Source organism: Sphingomonas jejuensis (assembly GCF_011927695.1).
In the GTDB taxonomy this organism is placed as follows: Bacteria; Pseudomonadota; Alphaproteobacteria; order Sphingomonadales; family Sphingomonadaceae; genus Sphingomonas_K; species Sphingomonas_K jejuensis.
Genome location: NZ_JAATJE010000001.1, coordinates 1,644,213 through 1,668,718 on the forward strand (window position 1 = coordinate 1,644,213; position 24,506 = coordinate 1,668,718).

The 24,506-nt window shown below is 63.8% G+C and carries 19 protein-coding genes and 1 tRNA gene; 9 read left to right on the forward strand and 11 right to left on the reverse strand.

Features of this window, described 5'->3' with window-relative positions:
- Positions 1–63: 63 nt before the first annotated feature.
- Positions 64–1,893, reverse strand: coding sequence for a right-handed parallel beta-helix repeat-containing protein (locus GGR88_RS08320; RefSeq protein WP_167954055.1), 1,830 nt, complete (start codon positions 1,891–1,893; stop codon positions 64–66).
- A 387-nt stretch (positions 1,894–2,280) separates the two neighbouring features.
- Here GGR88_RS08320 and GGR88_RS08325 point away from each other — a divergent pair, with 387 nt between their 5' ends.
- Genes GGR88_RS08325 through GGR88_RS08345 form a run of 5 tightly spaced genes read left to right on the forward strand, consistent with a single transcriptional unit; the run spans position 2,281 to position 7,536 of the window.
- Complete coding sequence (locus tag GGR88_RS08325; protein ID WP_342449767.1) at positions 2,281–3,051, forward strand: sugar phosphate nucleotidyltransferase; 771 nt, start codon at positions 2,281–2,283, stop codon at positions 3,049–3,051.
- Positions 3,042–4,163: a CDP-glucose 4,6-dehydratase gene (gene rfbG / locus GGR88_RS08330; protein ID WP_342449754.1), complete on the forward strand. Its 1,122-nt coding sequence runs from the start codon at positions 3,042–3,044 to the stop codon at positions 4,161–4,163. The genes GGR88_RS08325 and rfbG overlap by 10 nt, the downstream gene beginning before the upstream one ends.
- A complete protein-coding gene (locus GGR88_RS08335) occupies positions 4,156–5,373 on the forward strand; it encodes a glycosyltransferase (RefSeq protein WP_167954057.1) in 1,218 nt (405 codons plus the stop codon). The genes rfbG and GGR88_RS08335 overlap by 8 nt, the downstream gene beginning before the upstream one ends.
- On the forward strand, positions 5,370–6,236 hold the full coding sequence (locus GGR88_RS08340) for an NAD-dependent epimerase/dehydratase family protein (protein WP_167954058.1): 867 nt from the start codon (positions 5,370–5,372) through the stop codon (positions 6,234–6,236). Before GGR88_RS08335 ends, GGR88_RS08340 begins: the two co-directional genes overlap by 4 nt.
- 13 nt (positions 6,237–6,249) lie before the next feature.
- Positions 6,250–7,536 carry a glycosyltransferase family 4 protein gene (locus GGR88_RS08345; protein ID WP_167954059.1) on the forward strand — a complete coding sequence of 429 codons (1,287 nt, stop codon included), beginning with the start codon at positions 6,250–6,252 and terminating at the stop codon, positions 7,534–7,536.
- On the opposite strand, the gene GGR88_RS08350 is transcribed toward GGR88_RS08345, so the two are convergent.
- Genes GGR88_RS08350 through GGR88_RS08370 form a run of 5 tightly spaced genes read right to left on the reverse strand, consistent with a single transcriptional unit; the run spans position 7,485 to position 12,843 of the window.
- Positions 7,485–8,798: a lipopolysaccharide biosynthesis protein gene (locus tag GGR88_RS08350; protein ID WP_167954060.1), complete on the reverse strand. Its 1,314-nt coding sequence runs from the start codon at positions 8,796–8,798 to the stop codon at positions 7,485–7,487. The two genes, GGR88_RS08345 and GGR88_RS08350, sit on opposite strands and share 52 nt — an antisense overlap.
- An 11-nt stretch (positions 8,799–8,809) precedes the next feature.
- Positions 8,810–9,922 (reverse strand): DegT/DnrJ/EryC1/StrS family aminotransferase, encoded by a 1,113-nt coding sequence (locus GGR88_RS08355; RefSeq protein WP_209023215.1) that lies wholly within the window; start codon positions 9,920–9,922, stop codon positions 8,810–8,812.
- Positions 9,915–10,472, reverse strand: a complete 558-nt coding sequence (locus tag GGR88_RS08360; RefSeq protein ID WP_167954061.1) for a DapH/DapD/GlmU-related protein — start codon at positions 10,470–10,472, stop codon at positions 9,915–9,917. The genes GGR88_RS08355 and GGR88_RS08360 overlap by 8 nt, the downstream gene beginning before the upstream one ends.
- The gene (locus GGR88_RS08365) at positions 10,469–11,533 is read right to left on the reverse strand and encodes a Gfo/Idh/MocA family protein (protein ID WP_167954062.1); all 1,065 of its coding nucleotides are present in this window, start codon (positions 11,531–11,533) and stop codon (positions 10,469–10,471) included. The genes GGR88_RS08360 and GGR88_RS08365 overlap by 4 nt, the downstream gene beginning before the upstream one ends.
- A 5-nt stretch (positions 11,534–11,538) precedes the next feature.
- The gene (locus tag GGR88_RS08370; RefSeq protein ID WP_167954063.1) at positions 11,539–12,843 is read right to left on the reverse strand and encodes a nucleotide sugar dehydrogenase; all 1,305 of its coding nucleotides are present in this window, start codon (positions 12,841–12,843) and stop codon (positions 11,539–11,541) included.
- 244 nt (positions 12,844–13,087) lie between these two features.
- Here GGR88_RS08370 and GGR88_RS08375 point away from each other — a divergent pair, with 244 nt between their 5' ends.
- Positions 13,088–13,906 carry an NAD-dependent epimerase/dehydratase family protein gene (locus GGR88_RS08375; RefSeq protein WP_167954064.1) on the forward strand — a complete coding sequence of 273 codons (819 nt, stop codon included), beginning with the start codon at positions 13,088–13,090 and terminating at the stop codon, positions 13,904–13,906.
- A gap of 14 nt (positions 13,907–13,920) precedes the next feature.
- On the opposite strand, the gene GGR88_RS08380 is transcribed toward GGR88_RS08375, so the two are convergent.
- Positions 13,921–14,466: a sugar transferase gene (locus GGR88_RS08380; protein WP_209023216.1), complete on the reverse strand. Its 546-nt coding sequence runs from the start codon at positions 14,464–14,466 to the stop codon at positions 13,921–13,923.
- 207 nt (positions 14,467–14,673) lie between these two features.
- Here GGR88_RS08380 and GGR88_RS08385 point away from each other — a divergent pair, with 207 nt between their 5' ends.
- Positions 14,674–16,557, forward strand: coding sequence for a polysaccharide biosynthesis protein (locus GGR88_RS08385; RefSeq protein ID WP_209023217.1), 1,884 nt, complete (start codon positions 14,674–14,676; stop codon positions 16,555–16,557).
- A 313-nt stretch (positions 16,558–16,870) separates the two neighbouring features.
- On the opposite strand, the gene GGR88_RS15500 is transcribed toward GGR88_RS08385, so the two are convergent.
- The 3 genes from GGR88_RS15500 to GGR88_RS08395 all read right to left on the reverse strand — a co-directional run bounded on the left by GGR88_RS15500 (position 16,871) and on the right by GGR88_RS08395 (position 20,253).
- Positions 16,871–16,996, reverse strand: coding sequence for a hypothetical protein (locus GGR88_RS15500; protein WP_280742260.1), 126 nt, complete (start codon positions 16,994–16,996; stop codon positions 16,871–16,873).
- A gap of 142 nt (positions 16,997–17,138) precedes the next feature.
- A complete protein-coding gene (glpD, locus tag GGR88_RS08390; protein WP_167954066.1) occupies positions 17,139–18,644 on the reverse strand; it encodes a glycerol-3-phosphate dehydrogenase in 1,506 nt (501 codons plus the stop codon).
- Positions 18,645–20,178: 1,534 nt separating this feature from the next.
- A tRNA-Thr gene (locus tag GGR88_RS08395) sits at positions 20,179–20,253 on the reverse strand.
- 85 nt (positions 20,254–20,338) lie between these two features.
- On the opposite strand from GGR88_RS08395, the gene GGR88_RS08400 reads away from it, so the two are divergent.
- The gene (locus GGR88_RS08400; protein ID WP_167954067.1) at positions 20,339–20,488 is read left to right on the forward strand and encodes a hypothetical protein; all 150 of its coding nucleotides are present in this window, start codon (positions 20,339–20,341) and stop codon (positions 20,486–20,488) included.
- Here GGR88_RS08400 and GGR88_RS08405 read toward each other — a convergent pair.
- Entirely contained in the window at positions 20,466–22,277 is a 1,812-nt protein-coding gene (locus GGR88_RS08405; protein WP_167954068.1) for an aminopeptidase P family protein, read from the reverse strand. The two genes, GGR88_RS08400 and GGR88_RS08405, sit on opposite strands and share 23 nt — an antisense overlap.
- Before the next feature lie 171 nt (positions 22,278–22,448).
- Here GGR88_RS08405 and GGR88_RS08410 point away from each other — a divergent pair, with 171 nt between their 5' ends.
- Positions 22,449–24,506: a S9 family peptidase gene (locus GGR88_RS08410; RefSeq protein ID WP_167954455.1), complete on the forward strand. Its 2,058-nt coding sequence runs from the start codon at positions 22,449–22,451 to the stop codon at positions 24,504–24,506.

Here is a 24,506-nt window from a genome sequence, read left to right on the forward strand (position 1 = left end):
TTTTATCGATCTCTTGACGCGCAGTACTGCCAGACATAAGTCGCCGCCCCCGAATGAAGGACGTCAGCTCGTCTCCCGCCATCGACCAGCCAAGTAGACGAAGCTGACAACCTCTCCATCGACGAGCGTCCGTGGAATACGTCCACGAGAAACGATCTGACCGTCAACGAGTTGGACCGCGCCCTGGACGAGAATTGTCCGCTCCTGTCCTTCATATCCGATGCCGAGATCACGGATCGGTGTATTCGCGGGCCAGAACGTCCACCGCTTGGCAGCCGATTGATCGGCACTCTCGCGCAATGCCAATCCGGTACTTACACTGCCGGTTCGAGACGGGATGAGATTGTCGAACGTTGTCACCCCGCTGCCGGAGTCGTCGATCACGGCCACATCAGTCACTTCCAGGACGTTGTCACGACACCACCCTCGCCGCGCATTGGCGGAGATGGCCACGCCGTATCTGCCCCTAACGATGTTCGTTGCGACAATGCTGGTGGTTGCTGCGGTAGCGATGCCGTAGCCGCGATTGTTCATGACGGTGTTTCCGGTGATGGAAGTCTGCTCGATCGCCGCACCCTCGACCTCGATACCGGCATGAAAGTCTCGTACGACGTTATCGCTTATGATGAACTCTCCCATGCGGGCGGCTGCGCTGGTTCGACGAACAAAAATGCCATGCATTGCCGCATCCCCTCTGGCTGTCAGGCGATTGGAGCAAACGCTGGCGGCCGCGCAGTCCGAAAGGTTGATGCCGGTGCGATCGCAGTCGCTGATGACATTTCCGGTAATCAGCGTTCCTTCGCCATCGGGTACGCGCACTGTCGTCTGGATGGATGCGACTCCGTCCCAGCAGTCGCGAATCATATTGTTCGCGACTATGCCGTTGCCATACCCGCTGACTGCGATCGCAGCGGGCACGGCGCTGCCCGACATTGGCAGCCGCCGGTCGGTGTTCGTGGCGCTTAAGCGGTTTCCTTCGATTAGAAAATCATTGGCGGTCTGGATATAGATGCCGGCGCCATAAAAGATGGTGCGTTCGGGTGTCCGCACGGAGCCCGAGATCCGGTCGATCGTGTTTCCGGCAACGACGATGCCGCGTATTCCTCCCTTGCTGCCGCTCAGATAGACCATGATGCCGTAGCAGGGGTGATCCCTGATCACGTTGGACCGGATCACGTTACCAGTTTGCGTCTTGCCGTCGGCAACGGTCTGGCAACCGATTCCAGTGCCGCAACCGCTGACGCACAGATTGTCGCGCACGACATTGTGCGACGAACTTCCCGCGATCAGGATGTCATAACCCATATTCTGTTGAAGCGTGTTTCCATCAGCGGGCACGACACTGTCGGTGAAGCTGTTATCATGGACAAGGCACGCCGCACCGTCCAAGAGCAGGACGCCCCCACGGCGCATGCCGTCAAACCGGCATCGCGCCACCATGCAATGCCGCACACCCGCGATCGTGACGCCCCAGCCCTCGTTCAGGACTTGCGTGGCTGTGCCGGGCGTGATCCGCATGTCGACAACGCTGGCGTGGTCGTGGGCGAGTGCAAGCACGGTCGCGTTCTCGCCCGATCCGGTCTGGACCAGGTGGGACCGGGCCCCCTCGCCGCACAGGCGCTGTCCGGCTCGCGCCGTCGCAAGGGTGCGCGTGAGACGATAATGTCGCGTCGCGGCCGGGACGAAGACGTCGGCGCCGGTATCAAGCGCAGCCTGGAACGCGGGCGCGTCATCACTCAGCCCGTCTCCCTTTGCTCCGAACGCCGTCACCGATACACGTGGCGTCTCCGGCTTTACGTTTTGCGCCGAGCTGCATGAGGCACCGGCGACCCCCGTGCATGGGACAGCGGCAGCCAATCCCAGCGTGTCGCGGCGAGACAGCTCGTTGATCACGGCCACCAACGTCCGCGAGGAACGGGAGCGCAAGTCCCGACTGGCGCATCGATCATCATCAGGTGCCACTTTCCAAGATGCAGGCCAAAAACGAAACCGGCCGACCGCGCGCCTAGCAACTTTCCGCACCCGGGTCATGAGGTTTGCCGTCATCGCAAACGTACGGCCTGCGCCCCGAAGCGGCGCCGGCCGGGGCCTCCCGACGTCAGATAATCGGTCGTTACACGGGGCTGGTCAGCACGACCGGCGTTCATTATGCGCGAGAGCGCCTCGTCATCCAGGGTTTGCGGGGTTATCAAGCGAACATGCCATTTGCCCCGTTCTGACTGTCAGAAGGCAAGGCAAGCGGCTCGCGTACGGACCGTCGGGGAAAGTGGTTTGAAAACCGTGCTTTTGTGTGGTGGGCAAGGAACCCGGATTGGCGAAGTCACGCAAGGGGTCCTGCCGAAGCCCCTGGTGCCTGTCGATGGGCGTCCGATCCTGTGGCATATCATGGACAGCTTCGCCCGTCAGGGACACCGGGATTTCGTGGTCTGCGTCGGTCATCTGGGCGAACGTATCAAGGACTATTTCTTCCACTACCGCATGCGTGGGGCGGATATCCGCGTCGATACCGCAACGGGCGCGGTGGAATTGATCGGCGAGCAGCACGACGACTGGTCGGTGCTCGTGACGGATACCGGCGCCGAGACCATGACGGCAGGGCGTATCTCGCGAGTAACGCGCTATCTCGACGACGATGCGCCGTTCTTTCTCACTTATGGCGACGGGCTGTCCGATGTGAATCTGTCGGCACTGCTGGATTTCCACCGCGCCCACGGCAAGCTTGCGACGATCACCGGCGTCATCCCGCCCGGACGTTTCGGCGAGTTGCATCTCGAGGGCGATCAGATCACTCGCATGATGGAAAAGCCCGATCAGTCGGACCGCTATATTAACGGCGGATTCATGGTTCTCGAAAGAGCGTTCGTCGATCGCTACTGCGCCGGCCCGCTGGCGGACGAAACGATGCTGGAACGCGCCCCGCTGGAACAAGCGGCAGCGGACGGCGAACTCATGATGTATCGGCATCAGGGCTTTTGGCAGTGCATGGACACGATGCGCGACTGGGAACTGCTCAACCGACTCGCCAAGCAGGCGGACGTGCCGTGGCGGTGAGCATCTCGCCCACCGCCGATCTGCGCGCGGCATTCGCTGGCAAGCGCGTGCTGCTGACCGGGCATACCGGTTTCAAGGGAAGCTGGCTTGCGCTGTGGCTCGCCGAGCTTGGCGCCGAGATATACGGGCTGGCACTGCCGCCGCCGACTGCTCCGTCCATGTTCGAGGCCTGCCGGGTTGAGGCGATCGTCGACCATCGCATCGGCGACATCCGCAACGCCGACGACGTGCGTCGCCGGTTCCTCGAAGTCAGGCCGGATGTCGTTCTCCATCTTGCCGCTCAGCCGATCGTGCGACGCTCTTATGCCGATCCCATCGAGACGATGGCGACCAACGTCATGGGCACCGCCCATGTGCTCGAAGCGGTCCGCGCCCTCGATGCCGCCTGCGCGGTCGTCGTCGTCTCCTCCGACAAATGTTACGAGAACCGCTCATGGGTCTGGGGTTATCGCGAAAACGACCCGATGGGCGGCAGCGATCCGTATAGCGCGAGCAAGGGCGCCACGGAACTGGTCACCACGTCATGGCGGCAGAGCTTCTTTGGCCCCCTGAGCCCGGTAAAGCTTGCCTCCGGACGAGCGGGCAATGTTATCGGAGGGGGTGACTGGGCAGACGACCGGATCATTCCCGATTGTATTCGCTCCTTCGCGCGCGGTGAGCGCGTCGAACTGCGCAATCCCGCCGCCACTCGGCCATGGCAGCATGTGCTCGAGCCCCTGGGAGGGTATCTGCTGCTCGCCGCGCGGCTTATGGGACCCGAAGCGGATCGTTGGTGCGAAGGCTGGAACTTCGGACCTGCGGCCCAGGACGTCCGCTCCGTCAGCGCGCTGGTCGCGCTGGCTGCACGGGAATGGGGCGGCTCTAGCGATTGGACCGCATCGCCAGGCCGGCATCCGAAAGAAGCCGCCATGCTGTCGTTGAACTGCGACAAGGCGATCGGGGAACTGGGCTGGCAACCGACTTGGTCTTGCGAGACGATGATGCGCAAGACGGTCCAGTGGTTTCGTGCGTGGCACGAGGGTAGCGCCGACCTTCGTGCGTTGACGCTGGCTCAGATCGCGGATTTTTCCGATGACGCTCCATGGATCGAAACGGAACCCGCACATGCCTGACGCGGCGTGCCGGCCGCTCGATATTCTGCTGGCGATCGACGGCATGCACCCGCGAGGCGGCGGACCGCCCGTCGTCGTCGTGGGGTCGGCGGTAGCGCTGGCGAAACGCGGACATCGGGTCACCATTCTGACCACCGCGAATCCAGAGGACGAGGCGGTGGTCCGCCATACCTGGCCCGCGCTCGACGAACACGGGATCGCGCTGGTGTTCGACGTCGACGAGCGCGCCAGCCCGCTGGCCGTCGGCAAGGCGCGCCGGGCGGTGTTCGAACGGCTCGTGCGCGCCGCGGATGTGGTGCACATCCACGCCGTCTGGCATCCCATGCTGATCGCCCTCGGGCGGATCGCGCGCGATATCGGCGTCCCTTACTTCGTGTCCGTCCATGGCGTGTTCGATCGCCGCGCGATGCAGCGCGTCAAAAGCAAGCTTCTGAAGAAGCGCGCCGCAATGCACCTTCTGGGCATCTACGGCTTCCTCGACCATGCGGCGGGGGTCGTCTTCGGCAGCGAAGCCGAAGCGGCCGAAAGCTGGATACCGTCGCCGCGCATGCGACAGATCTTCGTGCCCAATGGCGCACCGGACGACCTGGGACTGGCCGAACTCGACCGCGCCGACCGTGCGCGTCTGTTCGAAGCCGCCCCGGCCCAGCGAGGCTGGACACGCACGCTGCTTTGCCGCAGCCGGATCCATCCGGAAAAAGGCATCGACCTGTTGCTTGCCGCCTTTGACCGCGTCGCCCCGGACTTTCCCGATGCGGGTCTGCTGATCGCGGGGTTGCGTCAGAACGAGGCGTATGAGGGGAAGCTCCGCACGTCCATTGCGGCCAGCCCGATCCGCGAACGCATGATCATTACGACGGAGCTGACCGGCCCGAGCAGCCAATTCCTGTACCGGGCGTGCGATCTGTTCGTCATGCCATCCCTGGCCGAGGGTTTCTCCATGTCGTTGATCGAGGGATTGGCGAACGCCCGTCCGCTTCTCATCACGCGCTATTGTCACATGCCCGTCGTCGCGGATGCCGGCGCCGGCATGGTGGTTGAGCCGACGATCGCGGGGCTTGCCGATGGACTGCGGTGGTTTTTGCGGCAGGACCGCGAGGCCTGGGAACGCATGGGCATCGCTGCCCGGCAACTGTTCGCCGAGAACTATACATGGGACCACGTCGCTCGGCGGCTCGAGCGCGAATATGACGCATCGGTCGCGGCGTGACCGAGCGGTGGCTGATCACCGGCGCGGCGGGGTTCATCGGTCAGCGTCTTGTCGCGACCCTCGCCGCGAGCGGCCTGTCCGTGGTCGGATGGCGTCGTTCCGATGCCGACCTTACCGACCCCTGCGCTGTGCGGCGCGCCCTGGAGCCACTCTCCCCGACGCATATCGTTCACCTGGCGGCAGGGCCATCCGCGCCGGAAACGGCTGACTGGCGCTATGTTGCCGATGCCGTCGGCATGGTCACCAACCTTGCCGCCTCGATGCCCGACCACTGCAGATTGCTGCACACCGGAAGCATGGCGGAATTCGGCTATGCCGGCCGGTTCAACGAGCGCGTCGTCTGCCGCCCCAACAGCGCTTATGGTGTTGCCAAGGCTGCCGCCACCGACCGGGCCATGACTTTGCGGCAAATCACCGACCGCAAGATCGGCGTGGCGCGGCTCTTCGGCGTCTATGGAGCTGGCGAGGCGCCGCGCCGGCTGATCCCCCACGTCGTCAAGGAATTGACGGCAGGGCAGCGCGTACCGCTCAGCGCAGGTACCCAGGTCAGGGATTTCGTTCACGTCGACGACGTATGCACGACGCTAATTGCGCTGGCCCGTCATGCCGAAATGCCGGCGTTGGTGAATGTGGGGACCGGCATGGGCGTATCCGTTCGACAGGTCTGTGAGACGATCGCAGACGCGCTGGGCGTATCGCGCGCCCTGCTCGGCTTCGGCGAGCTGCCGTACCGCGCGGTGGATGAAGACCATCTCGTTGCCGAGACTGGCTTGCTTGCACGCTACGCCCCCATTCCACCGCAGCGCTGGCTTGATCCGGCAATGTTCGCCCGGGACATCCAAAGCGCGTTGGCCGCACAGTAATCGGAAACTTTCAATGAAAATTGTCATGCTGTGCGAGTTCTATAACGAGGAACTCGACTATCAGGAGGTCATGCTCGCGAAATACTACCGCAGCCTCTGTCACGAAGTCGTCGTGATTGCTGGCGCGACGACGTCCGTTTACGATTATATGTCCGGGAAAGGTAGTCCGCACGTCCAAACGATAGAGGAGGGGCGCTATGCACGGATCTACCGCATGCCCATCCGCATGACCGTAATGAAAAAGATCGTTATCTATCAAAGCGTCCGGAAAATAATCGATATTGAGAGCCCCGATCTGCTATATTTCCATGATATAATTCCGAATATGCTGGAAGGGTTGAGCTATTTACGGAAGAACCCGGAAGTCTGCGCAATCATGGACTATCATGCAGATTTCTCCAATTCCGGTGCGACACGATTGTCACGCTTACTCCTGCATCGTCTTTCCCGCCGCCTCGTATTGGCGCGTATCCGTTCCCACCTGTCGGCAATCCTGCCGATCGTACCCGGGTCACAGCGGTTCCTGGCTGACCTGTACGGCGTTCCAGCAACCGAAACCGAACTTTTCCCGCTCGGCGTCGACATGCTCGAGGTCGCGGCGACGCATGAAAGCGGCGCCCGCACGACGATCCGTCGTGCGCTCGGCATTCCCGACGATGCACTGGTCGTCTTCACCGGCGGCAAGCTGACCCCTTTGAAGCGCACCGAAGAAGTCCTGCGGGCGGTCGCCTTGCTGGATAATCCCCGTATCCACGTCATCGTTGTCGGCAGCGTTACCGGAAACCCCGGCTACCAAACGTTGCTGCGGGAAATCCCGGCAAAGTCCGTGCATTTCGTGGGATGGCAGGACAGGCTGGGCGTCTATCGCCACCAGGCTGCGAGCGATCTGGCGATCTTCCCCGCCAGCCAGTCGGTGCTATGGCAGCAATCAACCGGGATGGGCCTGCCCTTGGTCGTCAGCGAAGGCAGCGGCTCGGGCCGGGCCCGGCAGGATGTCGGCTATATGAACCGCGGCAATATCCATGTCCTCGATCCCGCCCAGGAATTGGCGCCGCAGATCGCCGCGTTTCTGTCCGCCTGCCATGACGATCCCGGCATCCTTTCCGGCATGTCGGCGGCCGCAGAAGCCGTGACGCGCACGCTACTGAGTTATGATCGGCTCGCCCGGCGGACGATCGAGATCACAAACGTGCACCGTCAATCGCTTGGCGCCGCGCCGCTAGCGGTCGACGCCTGCGCACCTGCCGATCATTGCTCGGCGACTGGCTCTGGCGGCAGCAAGGCCGCGCTGGCGACATAGCCAGCCACGAAATACACGACGTAGGCGACGAACGTGGCGATCGACAGAGCGATCGTTGCGCCGACGAGATCGAGCGCCAGAAGCTTCACCGACAGCAGCGCCAACAGTGTGCCCCCCAGATTCGCGGCGCTGAACCAGAAGCGCAGATGCGGCTTCGTCGTCAGCGCGAAAACGCGTGCAACCGGGGCGACCGCGAGGTTCATGATCGCCGCTGGTGCCATGATCGCCGCCAGCACGCCGGCCTGACGCCATTCGGGGCCAAAGATCAATGCGAACAGCGCCGGGCTGGCGATCATCAGCGGCACGCCGACCAGCGTGCCTGCCCCCGCCAGCAACAGCACGCTTCGCATAAAGAAAGGCCGGACCCGATCGGGAGCGAACCGCACGTCGCGTGCCTGCCGGGCGTAAAAGATGTCGCTGAGGCTGCGAAAGACGAACGCAACCGGCAAATCGAGCGTTCGCCGCATCAGGAAGAATATGCCGAGCCCGCTCGGGCCGAAAAAATATGCGAGCGCTGCCGATTGAGCAAAGCCCACACCACTGTCCAGCGTCTGCGATGGCAGCAGCAACAGGGGAAATTGGTTATAGCGATGCAGCGTCGCACGCAGATCTGCGCGCGGATAGCGCCGGCAGGCCAGGTAGAGCCCTTGCCATTTCCGATAGCGCGCAAGATGCCAGAGGTTTGCGATACGTCCGGCCAGTTCCCCCGATGCCAGCCCGCCCCAGGACGCCCCGATCAACCCTGTGCCCACCTGGGTAATGCCGCGAGCAAGGTTTAAGGTGACGCTGGCCTTTCCGATCACGATCGTGCGGTCTTCGCGGATCATCCAGTTCTGGCAAAGCTGCACCATGGCCTGAGCGAACAACAGGGCGATCAGCAGCAGGGCGCAAGAGGGCGGCAGATCGCCGAACCCGCCAATCTCTTGCCACGATAACAAAGCGAGCAGAATGCCAATCAGCGGCACGGCGATCAAAACGATGGCCCCGGACGCGATCGTCAGCCGCCGTGCGTCATCCTCGTTTGCAGCGGCAGGGATCGCAAAATCATAATTGAGGAACATCAGTCCGGCAGCAGTCACCGCGAACGTATAGAATAGTCCGTACAAGCCGAACTCAGCCGGCGTGAAGAAACGGCCAAGCAGAGGCCCCGTCAGAAGGTATACGCTTTGTCCGATGGCAGTATATGCCATCATGCTGCCGACGCTGCGCGTAAAGGGTGAACGGATCAGTTCGCGGGTTCGCCAGATACTGCTTCGCAGCATGATATGAAGCGTCAGCGCGCCGTTGCCCCGCCGAGGACATCCACGATACGCGCCTGTACGTCTGCGGCGATAAAGGGATGCATCGGCAAGCTCAGGACGGACGCCGCCGCATGCTCACTGTTCTCGAGGGAGCCGGCAATCCGACTGATGCCGGCATAAGCGGTCTGCCGGTGCAGCGGGATGGGATAATGGATCGCGGTGGGGATGGAAGCAGCGGCAAGCGCGCCGGCCACGCGCTGCCGGTCCTCGATCAGAACCGTGAACTGTCCCCACACCGACGTGCGATCCTCCGCCACGCGGATCGTCCGTACGCCGGACATCGCGCCTAGCATCTCGAGGTACCGATCACCGATCGCAATGCGTGCGGCTACTTCGGCGTCGAAACTGTCAAGCTTGGCGAGCAGAACAGCGGCCTGAATGGTATCGAGCCGACCGCCTACCCCGATGCGGTCGTGCTGGTAGCGCTTCGCCTGGCCATGGACGCGTATCTCGCGCATGATCTGCGCCAGACCGACGTCAGTGGTGAATATTGCACCGCCGTCACCATAGCAGCCAAGCGGCTTGCTAGGAAAGAAGCTGGTGCAGCCGATCATCGACACGCCGCAGCTTCGGCGTCCTTTGTACGCCGCGCCGAAGCTTTGCGCGGCATCCTCGATCACGATCAGGTCGTGTCGCTCGGCGATCGCGTTGATCGCGTCCATATCCGCGCACTGCCCGTAGAGCGAAACCGGGATGATCGCCTTAGTTTTTGGCGTGATCGCAGCTTCGATCAGGCTCGCGTCGATGTTGCAGTCGGCGATATCGATATCGACAAAAACCGGTGTCGCGCCGACTATGGCGATGACCTCCGCCGTAGAGGCGAAAGTGAACGGCGTTGTGATGATTTCGTCACCCGGCCCCACATCGAGCGCCATGAGCGCGATCAGCAGCGCCTCGGTCCCGGATGCGACGCCGATGCAGTGCGGCACATCTACATAGGTTGCTAGCCGATCCTCAAGCTCGGCGATTTCGGGGCCCATGATATACCGACCATGGTCGAGGACCGCAGCGATCCGCGCATCGATGGCGGGCTTCAAGGCGCGATACTGGGCCTTGAGGTCGATGAGTTCGATGGTGTCAGCCATGTCGCACGCAATTTCCTGTATTGATCGTGTAGGTGTCGCCGCAGTCGCAGCGGACCTCTCCCTCGCCTTGCAGGCGCACACCACAGGCGCACATCCATCCGATCCGCCGGGCCGGCACACCGACCATCAGCGCATTTGCGGGCACATCGCGGTTCACGACGCTGCCGGCGCCAACGAACGCATGTTCACCGATCGTCACGCCGCAGACGATCGTACAGTTCGCGCCGAGCGTGGCACCGCGCCTGACCCGCGTCGGCCGATACTCGTCCTTCCGCGCAACGGCGGCACGGGGATTGTAGACGTTCGTGAAGACCATGCTGGGACCGCAGAACACGTCGTCTTCGAGCGTTACCCCGTCATAAACCGATACGTTGTTCTGAACTTTTACATTGTCGCCTATGACGACGTCGTTAGCGACAAACACGTTCTGCCCGAGCGAGCAGCCCGACCCGATCCGGGCACCCGCGCAGACATGCACCCAATGCCAGATCCGCGTCCCCTCGCCGATGATGGCCCCGGCGTCGACGATCGCCGTGTCGTGGACGATCATTCCTCGCGTTCCAGCGGCAGCGGAACGCGCACGCCATCACGCGCCGACCGATAGATCGCGGTCAGCAGTTCGAGCGACTTCAGCCCGGATCGCCCGTCGGTCTCGGGTTCGGCCTGCCCGCGCAGCACGTCGATGACGTTGCGATAATAGAGCGGGTGACCAAAACCATAGACCGACGTCGTCTGATAGCTGACTTCGGCAATCGCCTCGTCGTCCGGATGCGGCTCGGTGAACTGCCATTGCTGGACTTCGTTGACAGCGACGCCGCCGATCCGCGCGGTTCCCTTTTCGCCCAGGATGGTGATGCTGCCTTCGAGATTCCTTGGATAGGTCAGCATCGTGACGCTCAAGCTGCCAAGCGCGCCCGAGCGCCAGCGCAAGCTGGCGACGGCGGTATCCTCTGCCTCGATCCGGCGCTCCAGTGTCGCCGAATAGGCCTGAACGCTCTCGACCGGACCGACCAGCCAGCTAAGCAGGTCAATATAGTGGCTGGCTTGGTTCATCAGTGCGCCGCCGTCGAACTCCCAGGTGCCCCGCCACTTGGCGGCATCGTAATAATCCTGAGGTCGCGTCCAAAAGACATTAAGGGTGACGAGATGGATTCGGCCGAACCGCCCGCTCTCCACCGCTCGCTTCAGCATCTGCAGCGTCGGGTTGCGACGGTTCTGCTTGACGACAAACAGACGTACGCCCGCCTTGTCGCATTCATGCACCATTCGCAGACCATCGGACCAGCGCGTTGCCATCGGCTTTTCCGACACGACGTGCCGCCCGCTGCGCGCAATCGCGATCGCGTGGTTCGGGTGCAAGCCGCTCGGTGTCGCCACGATGACGGCGTCGGCGGTGGTGGTTGCCAGCATGGCGTCGAGCGAATTGTGCCCAGTCACGCCGCTTTGATCCACCGCCGCCGCCAGTGCCGCGGGATCGGTATCGCACACATCCACCAACTCGGCGTCATCGGCATGGGTCGCAAGCGCGGCGAGATGATTTTTGGCGATTCGCCCGCATCCGACGAGTGCGAAGCGAACCTTGTGATTTGTGACAGGAGTATAGCTGGGCATCGCGATCAGGCCTTTACGACATTCGCCGCCATCGGCAGGCGTCCCCGACTGTCGATCACGAGTGCGGCCTTGCTGGCGATCAGGTCATAATCAAAACGATCATGATCCGTGGCCAGCAGGATACAGTCAAACTCGGCGATGTTGTCTTGGGTCAGTTCCACGCTCGACAGTTCGAAATGATGCTGTCTCGTTTCGGGGAAGACCGGAACGTGCGGATCCGAATAGCTGACATCTGCGCCTGAATCGCGCAGCTTTTCCATCAGGATGACCGATGGAGATTCCCGCATATCATCGACGTTCTTCTTGTAGGCGATGCCGAGGACCAAGACCTTGCTGCCTTTCAGCGGCTTGCGCCGATCATTGAGCGCAGCAGCGGTTTTCATCATGACGTAATCGGGCATCGCCGAATTAACTTCCCCGGCCAACTCGATGAACCGGGTGTGGACGCCGTACTCACGCGCTTTCCAGGTCAGGTAAAACGGGTCAATTGGGATGCAGTGCCCCCCCAGGCCCGGGCCGGGCTGATAGGCCGTGAAGCCAAACGGCTTCGTGGCGGCGGCCGCGATAACCTCATGGATGTCGATGTCGAGCTTGTCGGCGACAATCTTCATCTCGTTCACGAGACCGATATTAACCGCTCGGTGTATGTTCTCAAGCAGCTTGGTCAGCTCGGCCGCGCGGGTCGAGCTCACAGGCACCAGCCTGTCGATCACCTGGCCGTACAGAGCCATGCCGACCTCCAGACACGCTGGCGTACGGCCGCCGACGATCTTCGGAATTGTATGGGTGGTGAAATCGGGATTGCCCGGATCCTCGCGCTCGGGCGAGTAGACCAGGAAGGTGTCTTGGCCCAGGGTGAACCCCTGCCGTTCAATGCGAGGCCCGAGTTCTTCGTCGGTGGTCCCGGGGTAGGTCGTGCTCTCCAACGACACGACCTGCCCCTTGCGCAGATGAGGCAGAAGCGATGCCATCGTGTCGAGGACGAAGGACAGGTCGGGCTCCCGGTGCTTGGTGAGCGGCGTCGGAACGCACAGGATCAGCGCGTCGGCCTCTCCGACCCGGGCAAAGTCCGTGGTCGCCTCGAAGCCTCGGCTTCTTGCATCCGCGATCGCACGGGATGGAATATGCTCAATCAGCGTCTCGCCGGCGTTCAGGCGCGTGACCTTGCCCGGATGGATGTCGAACCCGAGCACGGAATAGCCGATTTCGGAGAAGCGTAGCGCCAGCGGCAGCCCGACATAGCCCAAACCGACGATCCCAATCGTCGCGGTTTTGTCGCTGAACTTCGCAATTAGGTCCGCATCAAACATAAACACTACAGCACCTTATCTGTTTCGGGATCATAATCGCCAGTGTTTGTGCGGCCGTTCGCACCGATCGACTTCCCCGAAGAACGTCGGGCTTCAGCACCACGGGAGTTTGGCTTCATTTTTCTGTCCGATCCACGCCGAACGTCGAGCCCCTAGCTACAGAAGAGGCCTCCTGTCGAGGCTCAAAGCTGTGCCAACAGCCCAAGTCGTTGCCGACCCGCCACGGTGCCGCTACAGCGCGAGGATGGCGACGATAGCGATTACGGGCATTACGGGTCTGGCGGGCGGGCATGTGGCACAGGCGCTCCGCATGGCCGGGCACACGGTCATCGGGATCAGTCGTAGTGCGGCCCTTGATCGTGCGGGAAAACGGGTCCGTACCGTGCCAGACCTTGCCGACGCCGATGCGCTGGTGGAAGCGCTGGACGGATGCGGCATCGTCTTTCACTTCGCCGATCGCGCCGACCGCAAATCCTATCAGGAACAGGACGTCGGGTCTGCCGCTGCGGTCATCACGGCTATCAGGGCCGCTACTGCGCGTGCTGGCATCGATCGTATCGTGGCCGCGAGTTCGGTCTATGCCGAACGGACCGAACGGAATGATCGATACGCCCGTTCAAAGCGCGCGATGGAGGCCGTCGGCATGGCCCCCGCGCCCGGCACGCCGGCATTGATCCTGCGCCTGCCGCCGCTGTACGGCCCCGGCGCACGCGGCGCGGTCCGGCATATCGCGCGGACGGTGGAAAAGGGATGGCCCCTACCCTTTGCGCTGGCGCGTGCGCCGCGCCGGTTTCTCTCGCTCGATGCGCTGGCGGACCTGTGCATCCACCTGAGCACGGCGAACGACGGCGTGTTCCGTCGTGCAGCCGGACAGATCTTCGTCCCGGTCGAGGCGCGGCACGGTAGCCTTGCCGCCTTATCGCGGGCTCTGGGTCAGAGCAGGACTCGCCTTCTGCCAGTGCCCGGCATCGATCGACTGCTGGAGGGCAAGGTCGCGGCGGGACAATTGGAAGCGGATCGTGACGCGCTCTTCAAAGCGGTCGGATGGCAAGCGCGCCACTGACCGGCATTAAGGCATTACAGCTTAGCCGCGTCCCCACGCCCGCTTCCCAGTCCAGTGCGGATCAACAGCTTGATGTCGCGCATCGCCGACCAGTCTCCAAGATAGTCGCCGTCGGTCCGTGCGAGCAGTTCGGGTGTCGACATGTCGAGTCCTCGCACCTGCGACACGCCTGTGATTCCCGGCAGCAGGCGGTCGACGCCATACCGGCGCCGGCTTTCAGCCAGCTCGATCTGGCTTGGCAATCCGGGCCGGGGTCCGACAAAGCTCATGTCGCCGCAAAGCACGTTCCAGAGCTGCGGCAGTTCATCCAGCTTTGTGCGGCGCATGAGCGCGCCCGTCCGCGTGATGTTGCCCCGTGCCGTTTCGTGAGATGGGCGATCGCCAGTCCCGATCCGCATCGTCCGCAACTTGACCAACCGAAAAGGCCGCTCGTCACGGCCAAGACGTGTCTGCACGAAGAAAGGGTTGGCGTGATCGTCGAACCAGATCACCAACGCCGCCAGACCGCACGCCAGCGCTGCCGGGATCGCCAGCAGCAGCGCCAGCGTCAGGTCGAACATCCGCTTGCCGCCGCTACCCACCGAATCCTGTTGCATGGCACCGGCCGGTACGGACGGTACCGTTGACTGGTCAAGTATGCTTCGCGCCGGTAAGGACGGCCCATCAGTTCCAGAACGCAAAGTTGCCGGGTCGACATGCGATTGATTAGCGTAGCCCAACTCATCATCAGCTTGCCCCGCTGGGCAAAGCGCACCCTCCTTGTCGGTGTGGACCTCGGTCTTTGCATCCTTGCGGTATGGGTCGCCTATTTCCTGCGTCTTAGCATCTGGACCCCACTCTATGGCGATCCGTTCTGGGCAGTGGCCGGCGCGCTGGCGTTCGCGTTGCCAGTCTTCTTCGCCCTAGGCGTTTACCGACCGATCTTCCGTCATGCCGACAGTACCGGCGTTAACCAAATCCTGCGGGCATCGCTTGTCTATGCCCTTATTTACTTCGCCGTATTCACCGTGTGGAGCGTGCCGGGTGTCCCGCGCACCGTCGGCATCATCCAACCCGTTCTCCTGTTCGTATTCATGGTTATGGCGCGCATCGGCGCTCGTCACCTTCTGGGCGAATTGCTGGATCGCGGTGATGGACGGGTGCTGCAGCGCGTCCTGATCTACGGTGCCGGCGTGTCGGGGCGCCAACTTGCTGCCGCGATCTCGAGCCGCCGCGAAATGAAGGTAGTCGGGTTCCTGGACGACAACCGGGGCCTTCAGGGAGCCACGATCGCCGGCTTCAGCGTCCATTCCCCCGACAAGGTGGTGGAACTGGTCAGCAAGCTGGCAATCGACGAGGTGTTTCTGGCGATTCCCTCGGCTACGCAGCAGCGTCGAAACGAGATCCTCGGCAAGCTTCGCTCGCTCCATGTCAGGATTAGGACGCTTCCCGATATCATCGACCTCGCGCTGGGCGATCTGCCCAATGACGGGATCACGAATCTGGACATCAACGACCTTCTCGGCCGGGATGTGGTCACCCCCGATACCAACGCCATGAACGCACATCTGCGTGGCCGGACGATCCTGGTGACGGGTGCGGGCGGATCGATCGGATCGGAACTGTGCCGACAGATCCTTTCTGCCGCGCCTGGCAAGCTGCTGCTGCTCGACAACAGCGAATACGCGCTTTACGCCATCCATCGCGAACTCGAACTCGCACTGGCGTCCCTTCCGGGCGATAACGGCGCCGGCCGCACCGAGCTGGTCGCTTTGCTCGGATCGGTTCAGGACGAACAGCGCGTCGATGAGATCATAGCCTGCTGGCGGCCGACCCATGTTTATCACGCAGCTGCCTACAAGCATGTTCCCCTGGTGGAGCATAATCCCATCCAGGGCGTAGCGAACAATGTGTTCGGCACCCAAACGGTCGCGCGTCTCTGCATCAGACACGAGGTCAGCCACTTTGTTCTCGTCAGCACCGACAAGGCAGTACGTCCCACCAACGTGATGGGGGCGACCAAGCGGCTTGCCGAAATGGTTCTGCAGGCACTGGCCTCGGAGGAGAGTTCGACCTGCCTATCGATGGTACGGTTCGGAAATGTGCTCGGGTCGTCGGGATCGGTCGTACCGCTCTTTCGCCAGCAGATCCTGAACGGCGGACCGGTCACGATCACCGACGAACGCATCACCCGGTTCTTCATGACCATACCGGAAGCGGCGCAACTGGTCATCCAGGCAGGCACCATGGCATCGGGCGGCGACGTGTTCGTGCTCGACATGGGAGAGCCTGTGAAGATCGTCGATCTTGCTCGCAACATGATCGAGCTATCCGGATTGACGGTGCGCGACGCCTCCAATCCGTTCGGCGACATCGAACTGCAGTTCATCGGACTGCGGCCAGGCGAGAAGCTATACGAAGAGCTATTGATAGAGGATGCGCCGATGGTGACTGCCCATCCCCGTATCCGCAAGGCCGTGGAAAGCTTCCTGCCAGCGACCTTTCTGGACGAGCGGCTGCGCGAGATGCGCCGTGCCATGGATGCCGGCAACCCGGGCGCCGTAAGACAGATAATGTGCGACACGGTCGGCGAATATACGCCAGCTGCCGAACTGGTCGACAACATCTATATCGAGCGGCGATCATTGGTCGCCGTCGGTGCGCTGGGGTGATCCGCTTTGCCCGACGTCGCGACGTCGAAGAGCGATATTGACGCTGGCTCTCGACAGGGCATCGTGCTGGCGGTCGATGAAGGTCAAACTGCGACTGACGTGATCGCGTAAGAAAGGACTAGCGTGCGACAATCCGACACTTGATCACGGCGCAGATCAAAAGCGGCACCCTACCCTGCACGATCGACATAGCCCACGCCTAGCCGGTGGTCGGCCGTGCGCCGCCGGGCAAGCAACCCATGAACGTAACGCGGCGCGGCGGCTTCGTCTGGGAAGTTTTTATAAGCTGGCGGCCACGACTGCCGATTCGACCTCAGGACGTCTCGACCAGAATCGTGCCGAACAAGTCACGGTTCACGACCAACGACCAGCGGTGATGGATGTCGCGTGCCGGTGCGACGGCAATCAGGTTGACGGAGGCGAGTGGCCGCTTATCCACGGAGCATGGTATAGGCAGGTGTAAGAGCGACGTCTTACGGATTGTCTGAACCACAAGCGGACTTTTGATTCGCTCAACCGATCAGTTGAGCTGTCGACGCGGCAATTTACCTGCCTATCCTGATCGACGGCAGGTGCGGCGATTAGATCGGGGTTACGTGCGCCAGATCGCATGGCTGGTCGCGATCGGCCGCTTCGCGCTGCATCGCCATCTCCCCCTCGACCCGCCGGCCTATCGCGGGATCGGCGGTAAGGCGGAGCTTGCTGCGGCGATCAAGGACGTCCGCGGCGGTCGCAGCCCATTCATAGGTCCGCATCCAGTCCAGTTCCACTTGGGTCAGGCCAGCGCCGAAATCGGGGCCGAGCATGCTTTCGTCCTCGATCCCGTCCAGCATGGCCCAAAGCCGCGTGCCGTAAGCGCGCGCCATCCGCTCGGACCGTTCGTCGCCGAGGAAGGAGTAGCGCGCCCGGACCTCTGCCAGAAAAGCCGCGAAACTGGCCATGTCCCCGCCCGGAAGCGGCCGGTCTCGGGTAACCAGGCGCGGCGTAATCGCCAAGCTAGGCGCGAGCTTTGCGATGGCTTTCTCGGCAAGCTGCCGTGCCGTGGTGATCTTGCCACCGAACACGCTGAGCAGCGCGGGACCGGCGGTATTGAGTTCGAGGACGAAGTCGCGCGTGACTGCCGTGGCCTCGTTCGCACCGTCGTCATAGAGCGGGCGAATGCCGGACCAGCTATCGACGATATCGCCCGGCGTGACCTGTGCGCGGAAGTGAGCGTTGATCGCCGCACAGAGATACGCGATCTCGCCCGAATCGATGCGCGCTTCCTCTGGACTGTTAACGGCGATGTCGGTGGTGCCGACCTGCGTAAAGCCGTCCTGCCACGGCACTGCAAACACGATCCGGCGGTCGGCAAGCTGGATGATATAGGCATGATCGCCCTCGTACAACTTGGGTACGGCGATGTGGCTGCCCTTGACGAGGCGCGCGCGCGCGCGGGTCTCGATGCCAAGCCGGGCGAGCGCGTCGGTGACCCATGGGCCGGCGGCATTGACCAAGGTTCGCGCCGTGACATGCTGCCCGCTGGACAGTAGGGCATGCCACCGCCCCTCCTCGCGCCGTGCGTTGACAAGTTGTGTGCGGGTCAAGATGTCGGCCCCGTTCTCCGTGGCGTCAATCGCATTGGCAAGCGTTAGGCGAGAATCGTCGACGAAAGCGTCGAAATAGACAAAGCCCCCGCGGTCACCGCGAAGCGGCGCACGGTACGCGATATCGGACTTGCGCAAACCCCTCGACCGCGGCAGCCGCGTTCCCCACGCCAGCGCATCATAGAGATGCAGTCCCGCGCGGACCAGCCACCAGGGGCGGACGCGATCGTCGTGCGGCAGCACGAAGGCCATCGGGCGGATGAGATGAGGCGCCGCCTCAATCAGTCGCTCACGCTCCATCAGCGCCTCCCGGACCAGCCCAAATTCGTGATGTTCGAGATAGCGTAGGCCGCCATGGATCAGCTTGGTCGATGCGGATGAGGTGTGGCTGGCAAGATCGTCACGCTCGACGAGCAGGGTTGTGGCGCCGTTGAGCGCTGCTTCGCGAGCTATGGCACAGCCATTGATTCCGCCGCCGATGATAAGGATATCGTAGGTCACGCCGACACGCATAGCCGACGATGCCGCGATTTCGAACCTAGTTTTAAGAGGTTCGGACGCTATTCGCCTCGACATATGCTATAGATACACACATTTGATGATCGATTGCATCAGATCGCACCGTTCCCGGCCCGCCTGCCTGGCGCTCGGGGCTTATCGACTGGCTCATCCAAGAGGTCGCGCGCGCGATCTGCGACGAAGACCGCGCGGCCTTGAGCGGTCATCTTAAACCGGTGGCCGCCCCCGGCGCGGTATCGTAGCGGATGGCGAGGCGGTGTGGTTTTACCCCGGAAATGTGAAGAGTTCCCCTGAGGTGAAAGGCGAACGGCGCGAGCGGGCGAGCGGCGAATGTTCTTCTCGGAGTAGAGTTCGCGCATGGTGGCGCGCGGTTCGTATCCGGCGAGCCCCGGAACCGCGCGCCTCGCCTGCGCGGCGTGACGAGATGCATCGCGGAAGCACCACGCCCCGTCCTGGCCGGTGAGGATACCGAGTTCGTATGCGGCCTTCTCGATCCAGGAAGCCTCGGTGATCGTCTTGCCTATGGTGCTACTCCATCGCGTGAGCGGCGACCTCTTCCCTCTCGGCCACCTTCATCACCGTGTGCTGCGCAGCTGGGCGGCCGTGCCGCCGCCTGACAGGCTACGGTTCTGCAGATCGTTTGTCGACGACATGCTGCCGAGGTACCCGGATCCTTGGTGAATGCGCGCGCATCAGCTCCCGTCGGTGCTCGTGTGCCCCGAACACCGCGAGGTGCTCATATCGTCTTCGATGACGCGGAAGGCGGCGGGCCGCCAGCTGATCGCAGCCGGTAGCGGCGCAGCCTGCCTCGCCGGATCGCCTGTGCTCGACCATCGAAGCCGGGCGTCATGCACGATCTCGTTCAGCTGGCGACCCCAGCGACGCCCTATTGGACACGCGATGCGATACGCATTGGGATGATCGGGGCATGCGGTATCTGGCGGCTCTCAGCCGGCTCGGTCTGCTGAACTGCGCGGGCGAGGCCAAGCTGGCCGCCATCGCGACGGCGATGAACCGCTACTGACGCGAGACGCTGGATCTGTGGACCGGGCTGGTCGGCCACGGCGGCTGTGATCAACGCTGATTGGGCGCGCACCTGCTGAGCGGTCGCGACAGTCCGCGGCTGCATCACTTGCTTCTCAAAGGCATCCTGGGCGGCCGTCTGCGCTTCTGGTGAGGCACGGACGGAAATCTATATTGTCCTGAGCGCGCGGACGACCGGACGTTCGGTCACATGCGGGCGTTCGCGTCCCGGATCGACTGGAAACGTTTCGCCGTTTCGTGTGCGGCGCGTTAACTCATCGCTACGAGCGCGGGCACGGGAAAACTATTTAGTACGCCTACAACAAGCCAAATAGACCGCCGGCCACATAAACAACGCCGTCCAGTCGCCTGCTTGCGGCAAAATGAAGCGGTTGGTCGCCGGGGACGAGTTACGGAAAGCACCGACCCGCGATGGCTCGGTGATGTCAAAACCTCCCCACCACAACGAAGGCGGGGCTAAGCAACTGAGAAATGGTGCTGCCGGTGAGGATTGAACTCACGACCTCAGCCTTACCAAGGATGCGCTCTACCACTGAGCTACGGCAGCACGGTCCGGCGAGCGGAACGAGCGCGGCCTATGGCGATGCGGGTCCGCCCTTGTCAACCGAAAGCGGACCGGCCACGTCACGCGGATGACGAAAGACAGCGACCGCGCCGATCGCCTCGCCGCCGCGCTGCGCGCCAACCTGCGGCGGCGCAAGGCGCCCGACCGCGTGCTCGACGATCGGGACGCGTCGCCAGACGAGGCGGGCGACGCGCCTACGCCGCCCCGTCCCCGCTGATCGGCGCGCACTGCGCGGTCAGCCACGCACGCGTGTCCGCATCCACCAGCGGGCCGATCCGCTGCAGCACCTTTGCATGGTAGGCGTCCAGCCACATCCGCTCGTCACCCGACAGCGCGTCCGCGTCGATCAGCGTGCGGTCGATGGGCGCAAAGGTCAGCGTCTCGAACCCGAGGAAGCGTCCCTCTGCCCCGTCGATCTCGCGCGGCTCGATTAGCACCAGGTTCTCGATGCGAATGCCCCAATGCCCTGCCTTGTAGTAGCCGGGCTCGTTGGACAGGATCATGCCCGCACGCAGCGGCTCGGCCGGCCCGCCGCCCGGATAGGTCGATGCCGCGATCCGCTGCGGGCCTTCATGCACGCCCAGAAAGCTGCCGACGCCGTGCCCGGTGCCATGGCCGTAATCCAGCCCCGCTTCCCACAGCTTGGCCCGGGCGAAGCTGTCGAGCTGGCTGCCCCGCGCCCCGTCCGGGAAGACGGCGCGGTCGATCGCGATATGGCCCTGCAGCACGCGGGTGAAGCGATCCCGCATCTCCGCCGTCGGGGTGCCAACCGCGATCGTGCGGGTGATGTCGGTGGTGCCGTCGCGGTACTGCCCGCCTGAATCGATCAGGTAGAGCGTGCCCGGCTCGATCCGGGCGTTCGACTCCTCCGTCACGCGGTAATGCGGCGATGCGCCGTGCGCGCCCGTTGCCGAGATGCTGTCGAAGCTCAGATCCTCCAGCAGGCCCGTTTCCGCGCGGAACGCCTCCAGTCGCGCCGCCGCCGACAGCTCCGTCTCACCGCCGCCGGGCAGGGTCTCGGCGGCCCACTTCAGGAACCTCGCCATCGCGGCGCCGTCGCGGGCCTGCGCGGCCCGGTGCCCGGCCTGCTCCGCCGCGTTCTTGATCGCGCGCGGCAGCACGGACGGGTCGCGCCGCCTCAGCACGGTCGCGCCCGCCGCCTCCAGCGCCGAGAAGATCGCCGCCACCGACCGTTCGGGGTCGACCGCCACCGTGCGCCCCGCCAGCCCGCGCAGATGCGCCTCGAACCGGGCGATGTCATGCACCCTGACGCCGTTGCCCAGATGCTGGCGCACGTCGTCGCCGATCTTGTCCGGCGCCACGAACAGGTCGGCGGTGCCGTCGTCGCGAACCAGCGCAAAGGACAGCGCGACCGGCGTCCGGTCCACGTCCTTGCCGCGGACGTTGAACGTCCAGGCGACAGAATCCAGCGCCGACAGCACGGCGGCATCAGCCCCCTCGGTCTTCAGCCAGTCGGCCATGTCCTGGCGCTTGGCCGCGGAGGAGACTCCGGCATGTTCGTCGGCCTGGACGCTCAGCCGCGCGTCCGACCGGCCGGGCTGGTCCGCCCAGATCGCGTCGATGGGGTTGCGCTCCACCGCGACCAGGGTCGCGCCCTTGGCGGCCAGCGCGTCGCCCGCTGCCTTCGCCCAGTCGGCCGTGTGCAGCCATGGGTCGTAGCCGATCCGCGCACCCGCCGGCGCATGGGCGCTCAGCCACTCGGCGACGCTCACCTCCGGGACTGGCTGATAGCTCCAATGGTCGGCCGACACCTGCTCGCGCACCTGCAGCGTGTACCGCCCGTCGGTGAAGATCGCGGCTTCCGCCGGCAGCACCACCGCCGTCCCGGCCGATCCGCCGAACCCCGTCAGCCAGCCGAGCCGCTGCGCATAGCCGCCGACATATTCGCTCATATGCTCGTCGCTGATCGGCACCACGAACCCATCGAGCGATTGCTGGGAAAGCTGGTCACGAAGCGCGCGAAGACGGTCGGCGTGGGTGGACATGGATGAAACCTCGGGCCTAGGAAATGTGCCGATCCATAGGCCCGCCGCCCGCGCGAGGCCAGCAGCCCCACCGACCTCGCGCTCGCGGGGCCAGACGCCGGAGTGTCCATGCGCCTCGTCCTCAGCCTTGCCGCCCTGCTCGCGGGTCCCGCCCTTGCCCAAGGACACAGCATGACGCTCACGCCACCCGTCGCCGAACAGCGCCCCCACAGCTTTGAACGCCATGGGATCCGCGTGGAGGATCCCTATGCCTGGCTGAAGGATGCGAGCTATCCCACCGTCGACGATCCGGACGTGCTCGCCTACCTCAACGCCGAAAACAGCTATTTCGAACAGGCCATGGCCCCGCACCAGGCGCTGGTGGAAACGCTGTTCCAGGAAATGCGCGGCCGCATCAAGGAAGCCGACGCGTCCGTGCCGCAGAAGGACGGCGACTGGCTCTACTGGTCGTCGTTCGACGAAGGCGGGCAGTATCGCAAATACTGGCGCCGGCCGGTCGCGGGCGGCCCCGATCAGCTGATCCTGGATGGCCCCGCGATTGCCGAGGGCAAGGAGTATTTCCGCATCGGCGCGATGGACATCAGCCCCAACGGGCGGTTCCTCGCATATGCCGTCGACGACAACGGGTCGGAACGCTTCACCGTCCGCATCCGCGACCTGGAAACGGGGGAGCTGCTTCCCGACGTCATTCCCGGCACGCTGTCGTCGCTCGTGTGGGCGGCCGACAACCGCAGCCTGTTCTACGGCCTCGCCAACGCCAACTGGCGCACGGACAATGCCCGGCTCCACCTGCTCGGCACGCCCGCGGATCAGGACATCGAAATCTACAAGGAGGCCGACGAGCGCTTCTCCGTCAGCGTGGGGATGACGCACAGCCGCCGCTACATCGTGCTCGGCGTCGGCAATCACGACACGTCGGAGCTGCGGCTGATCCCGGCCGACAACTCGCGCGCGACGCCCATCCTGGTGTCCGCGCGTCAGGACGGGCGCGAATATGATCTGGAGGAGCATGACGGCACGCTCCTCATTCATACCAACGACACCGGCCCCAACTGGCGCCTCGCGACCGCCACCGTCGAGGATCCGGGCACCTGGCGGGAACTCATCGCGACCTCGCCCGACTTCTACATGACCGGCGTCTCCGCCTTTCGCGACTTCTTCGTGGTGGAAGGGCGCGAGGCCGGCCTCGATCAGATCGCGCTCCACCGCTACGATCGCCCTGCGGAGGGCCGGCGCATCGCCTTTCCCGAAACCAGCTACACCGCCGGACTCGGCGACAATCCCGAATGGGCGGTGGACCGGCTGCGGCTCGATTATGAATCCATGGTCACGCCGTCGACCGTTGCCGACTATGACGTCGCGTCCGGCACGCAGACCGTCCTCAAGGTGGACGAGATCCCGTCCGGCTACGATGCGGCCGCATACCGCACCACCCGCCTTACCATCCCCGCGCGCGACGGCACGCCGATCCCGGTGTCCGTCGTTCACCGCGCCGACTTCCCGCTGGACGGCAGCCGCCCGCTCCACCTCTACGCCTATGGCGCCTATGGCTATGCCATCCCGCCCGGCTTCTCGACCGAGCGCCTGTCCTTGCTCGACCGCGGCTTTGCCTATGCCATCGCCCACATCCGCGGCGGTGACGATCTCGGCCAGCAGTGGCACCATGACGGCCGGCTGGAAAAGCGCACAAACACCTTCAACGATTTCGTGGACGTCGCCCGCGGCCTGGTGGAGCGCGGCTACACGGCGGCCGGCCGCATCTCCGCTTCCGGCGGCTCGGCCGGCGGCGAGCTGATGGGCGCGGTCGTCAACCAGGCGCCGGAGCTGTTCGGCGCGGTCGTGGCGCACGTCCCCTTCGTCGACGTGCTCAACACCATGCTGGATGAAAGCCTGCCGCTCACGCCGGGCGAATGGGGCGAATGGGGCAATCCCATCACCGATCCCGCCGCCTTCCGCCTGCTGCAAAGCTACAGCCCCTACGACAATGTCGCCGCCCGCGCGTACCCGCCGATGCTCGTCACCGCCGGCCTCAACGATCCGCGCGTCACCTATTGGGAACCGGCCAAGTGGGTCGCCCGCCTCCGCGCCACCAAGACGGACGACAACATCCTTTTGTTGAAGACCAACATGGGCGCCGGGCATGGTGGCAAGTCAGGCCGCTTCGAAAGCCTGCGCGAGGATGCGGAGGAACAGGCCTTCATCCTCTGGCAGATGGGCGTGGCGGAGTAG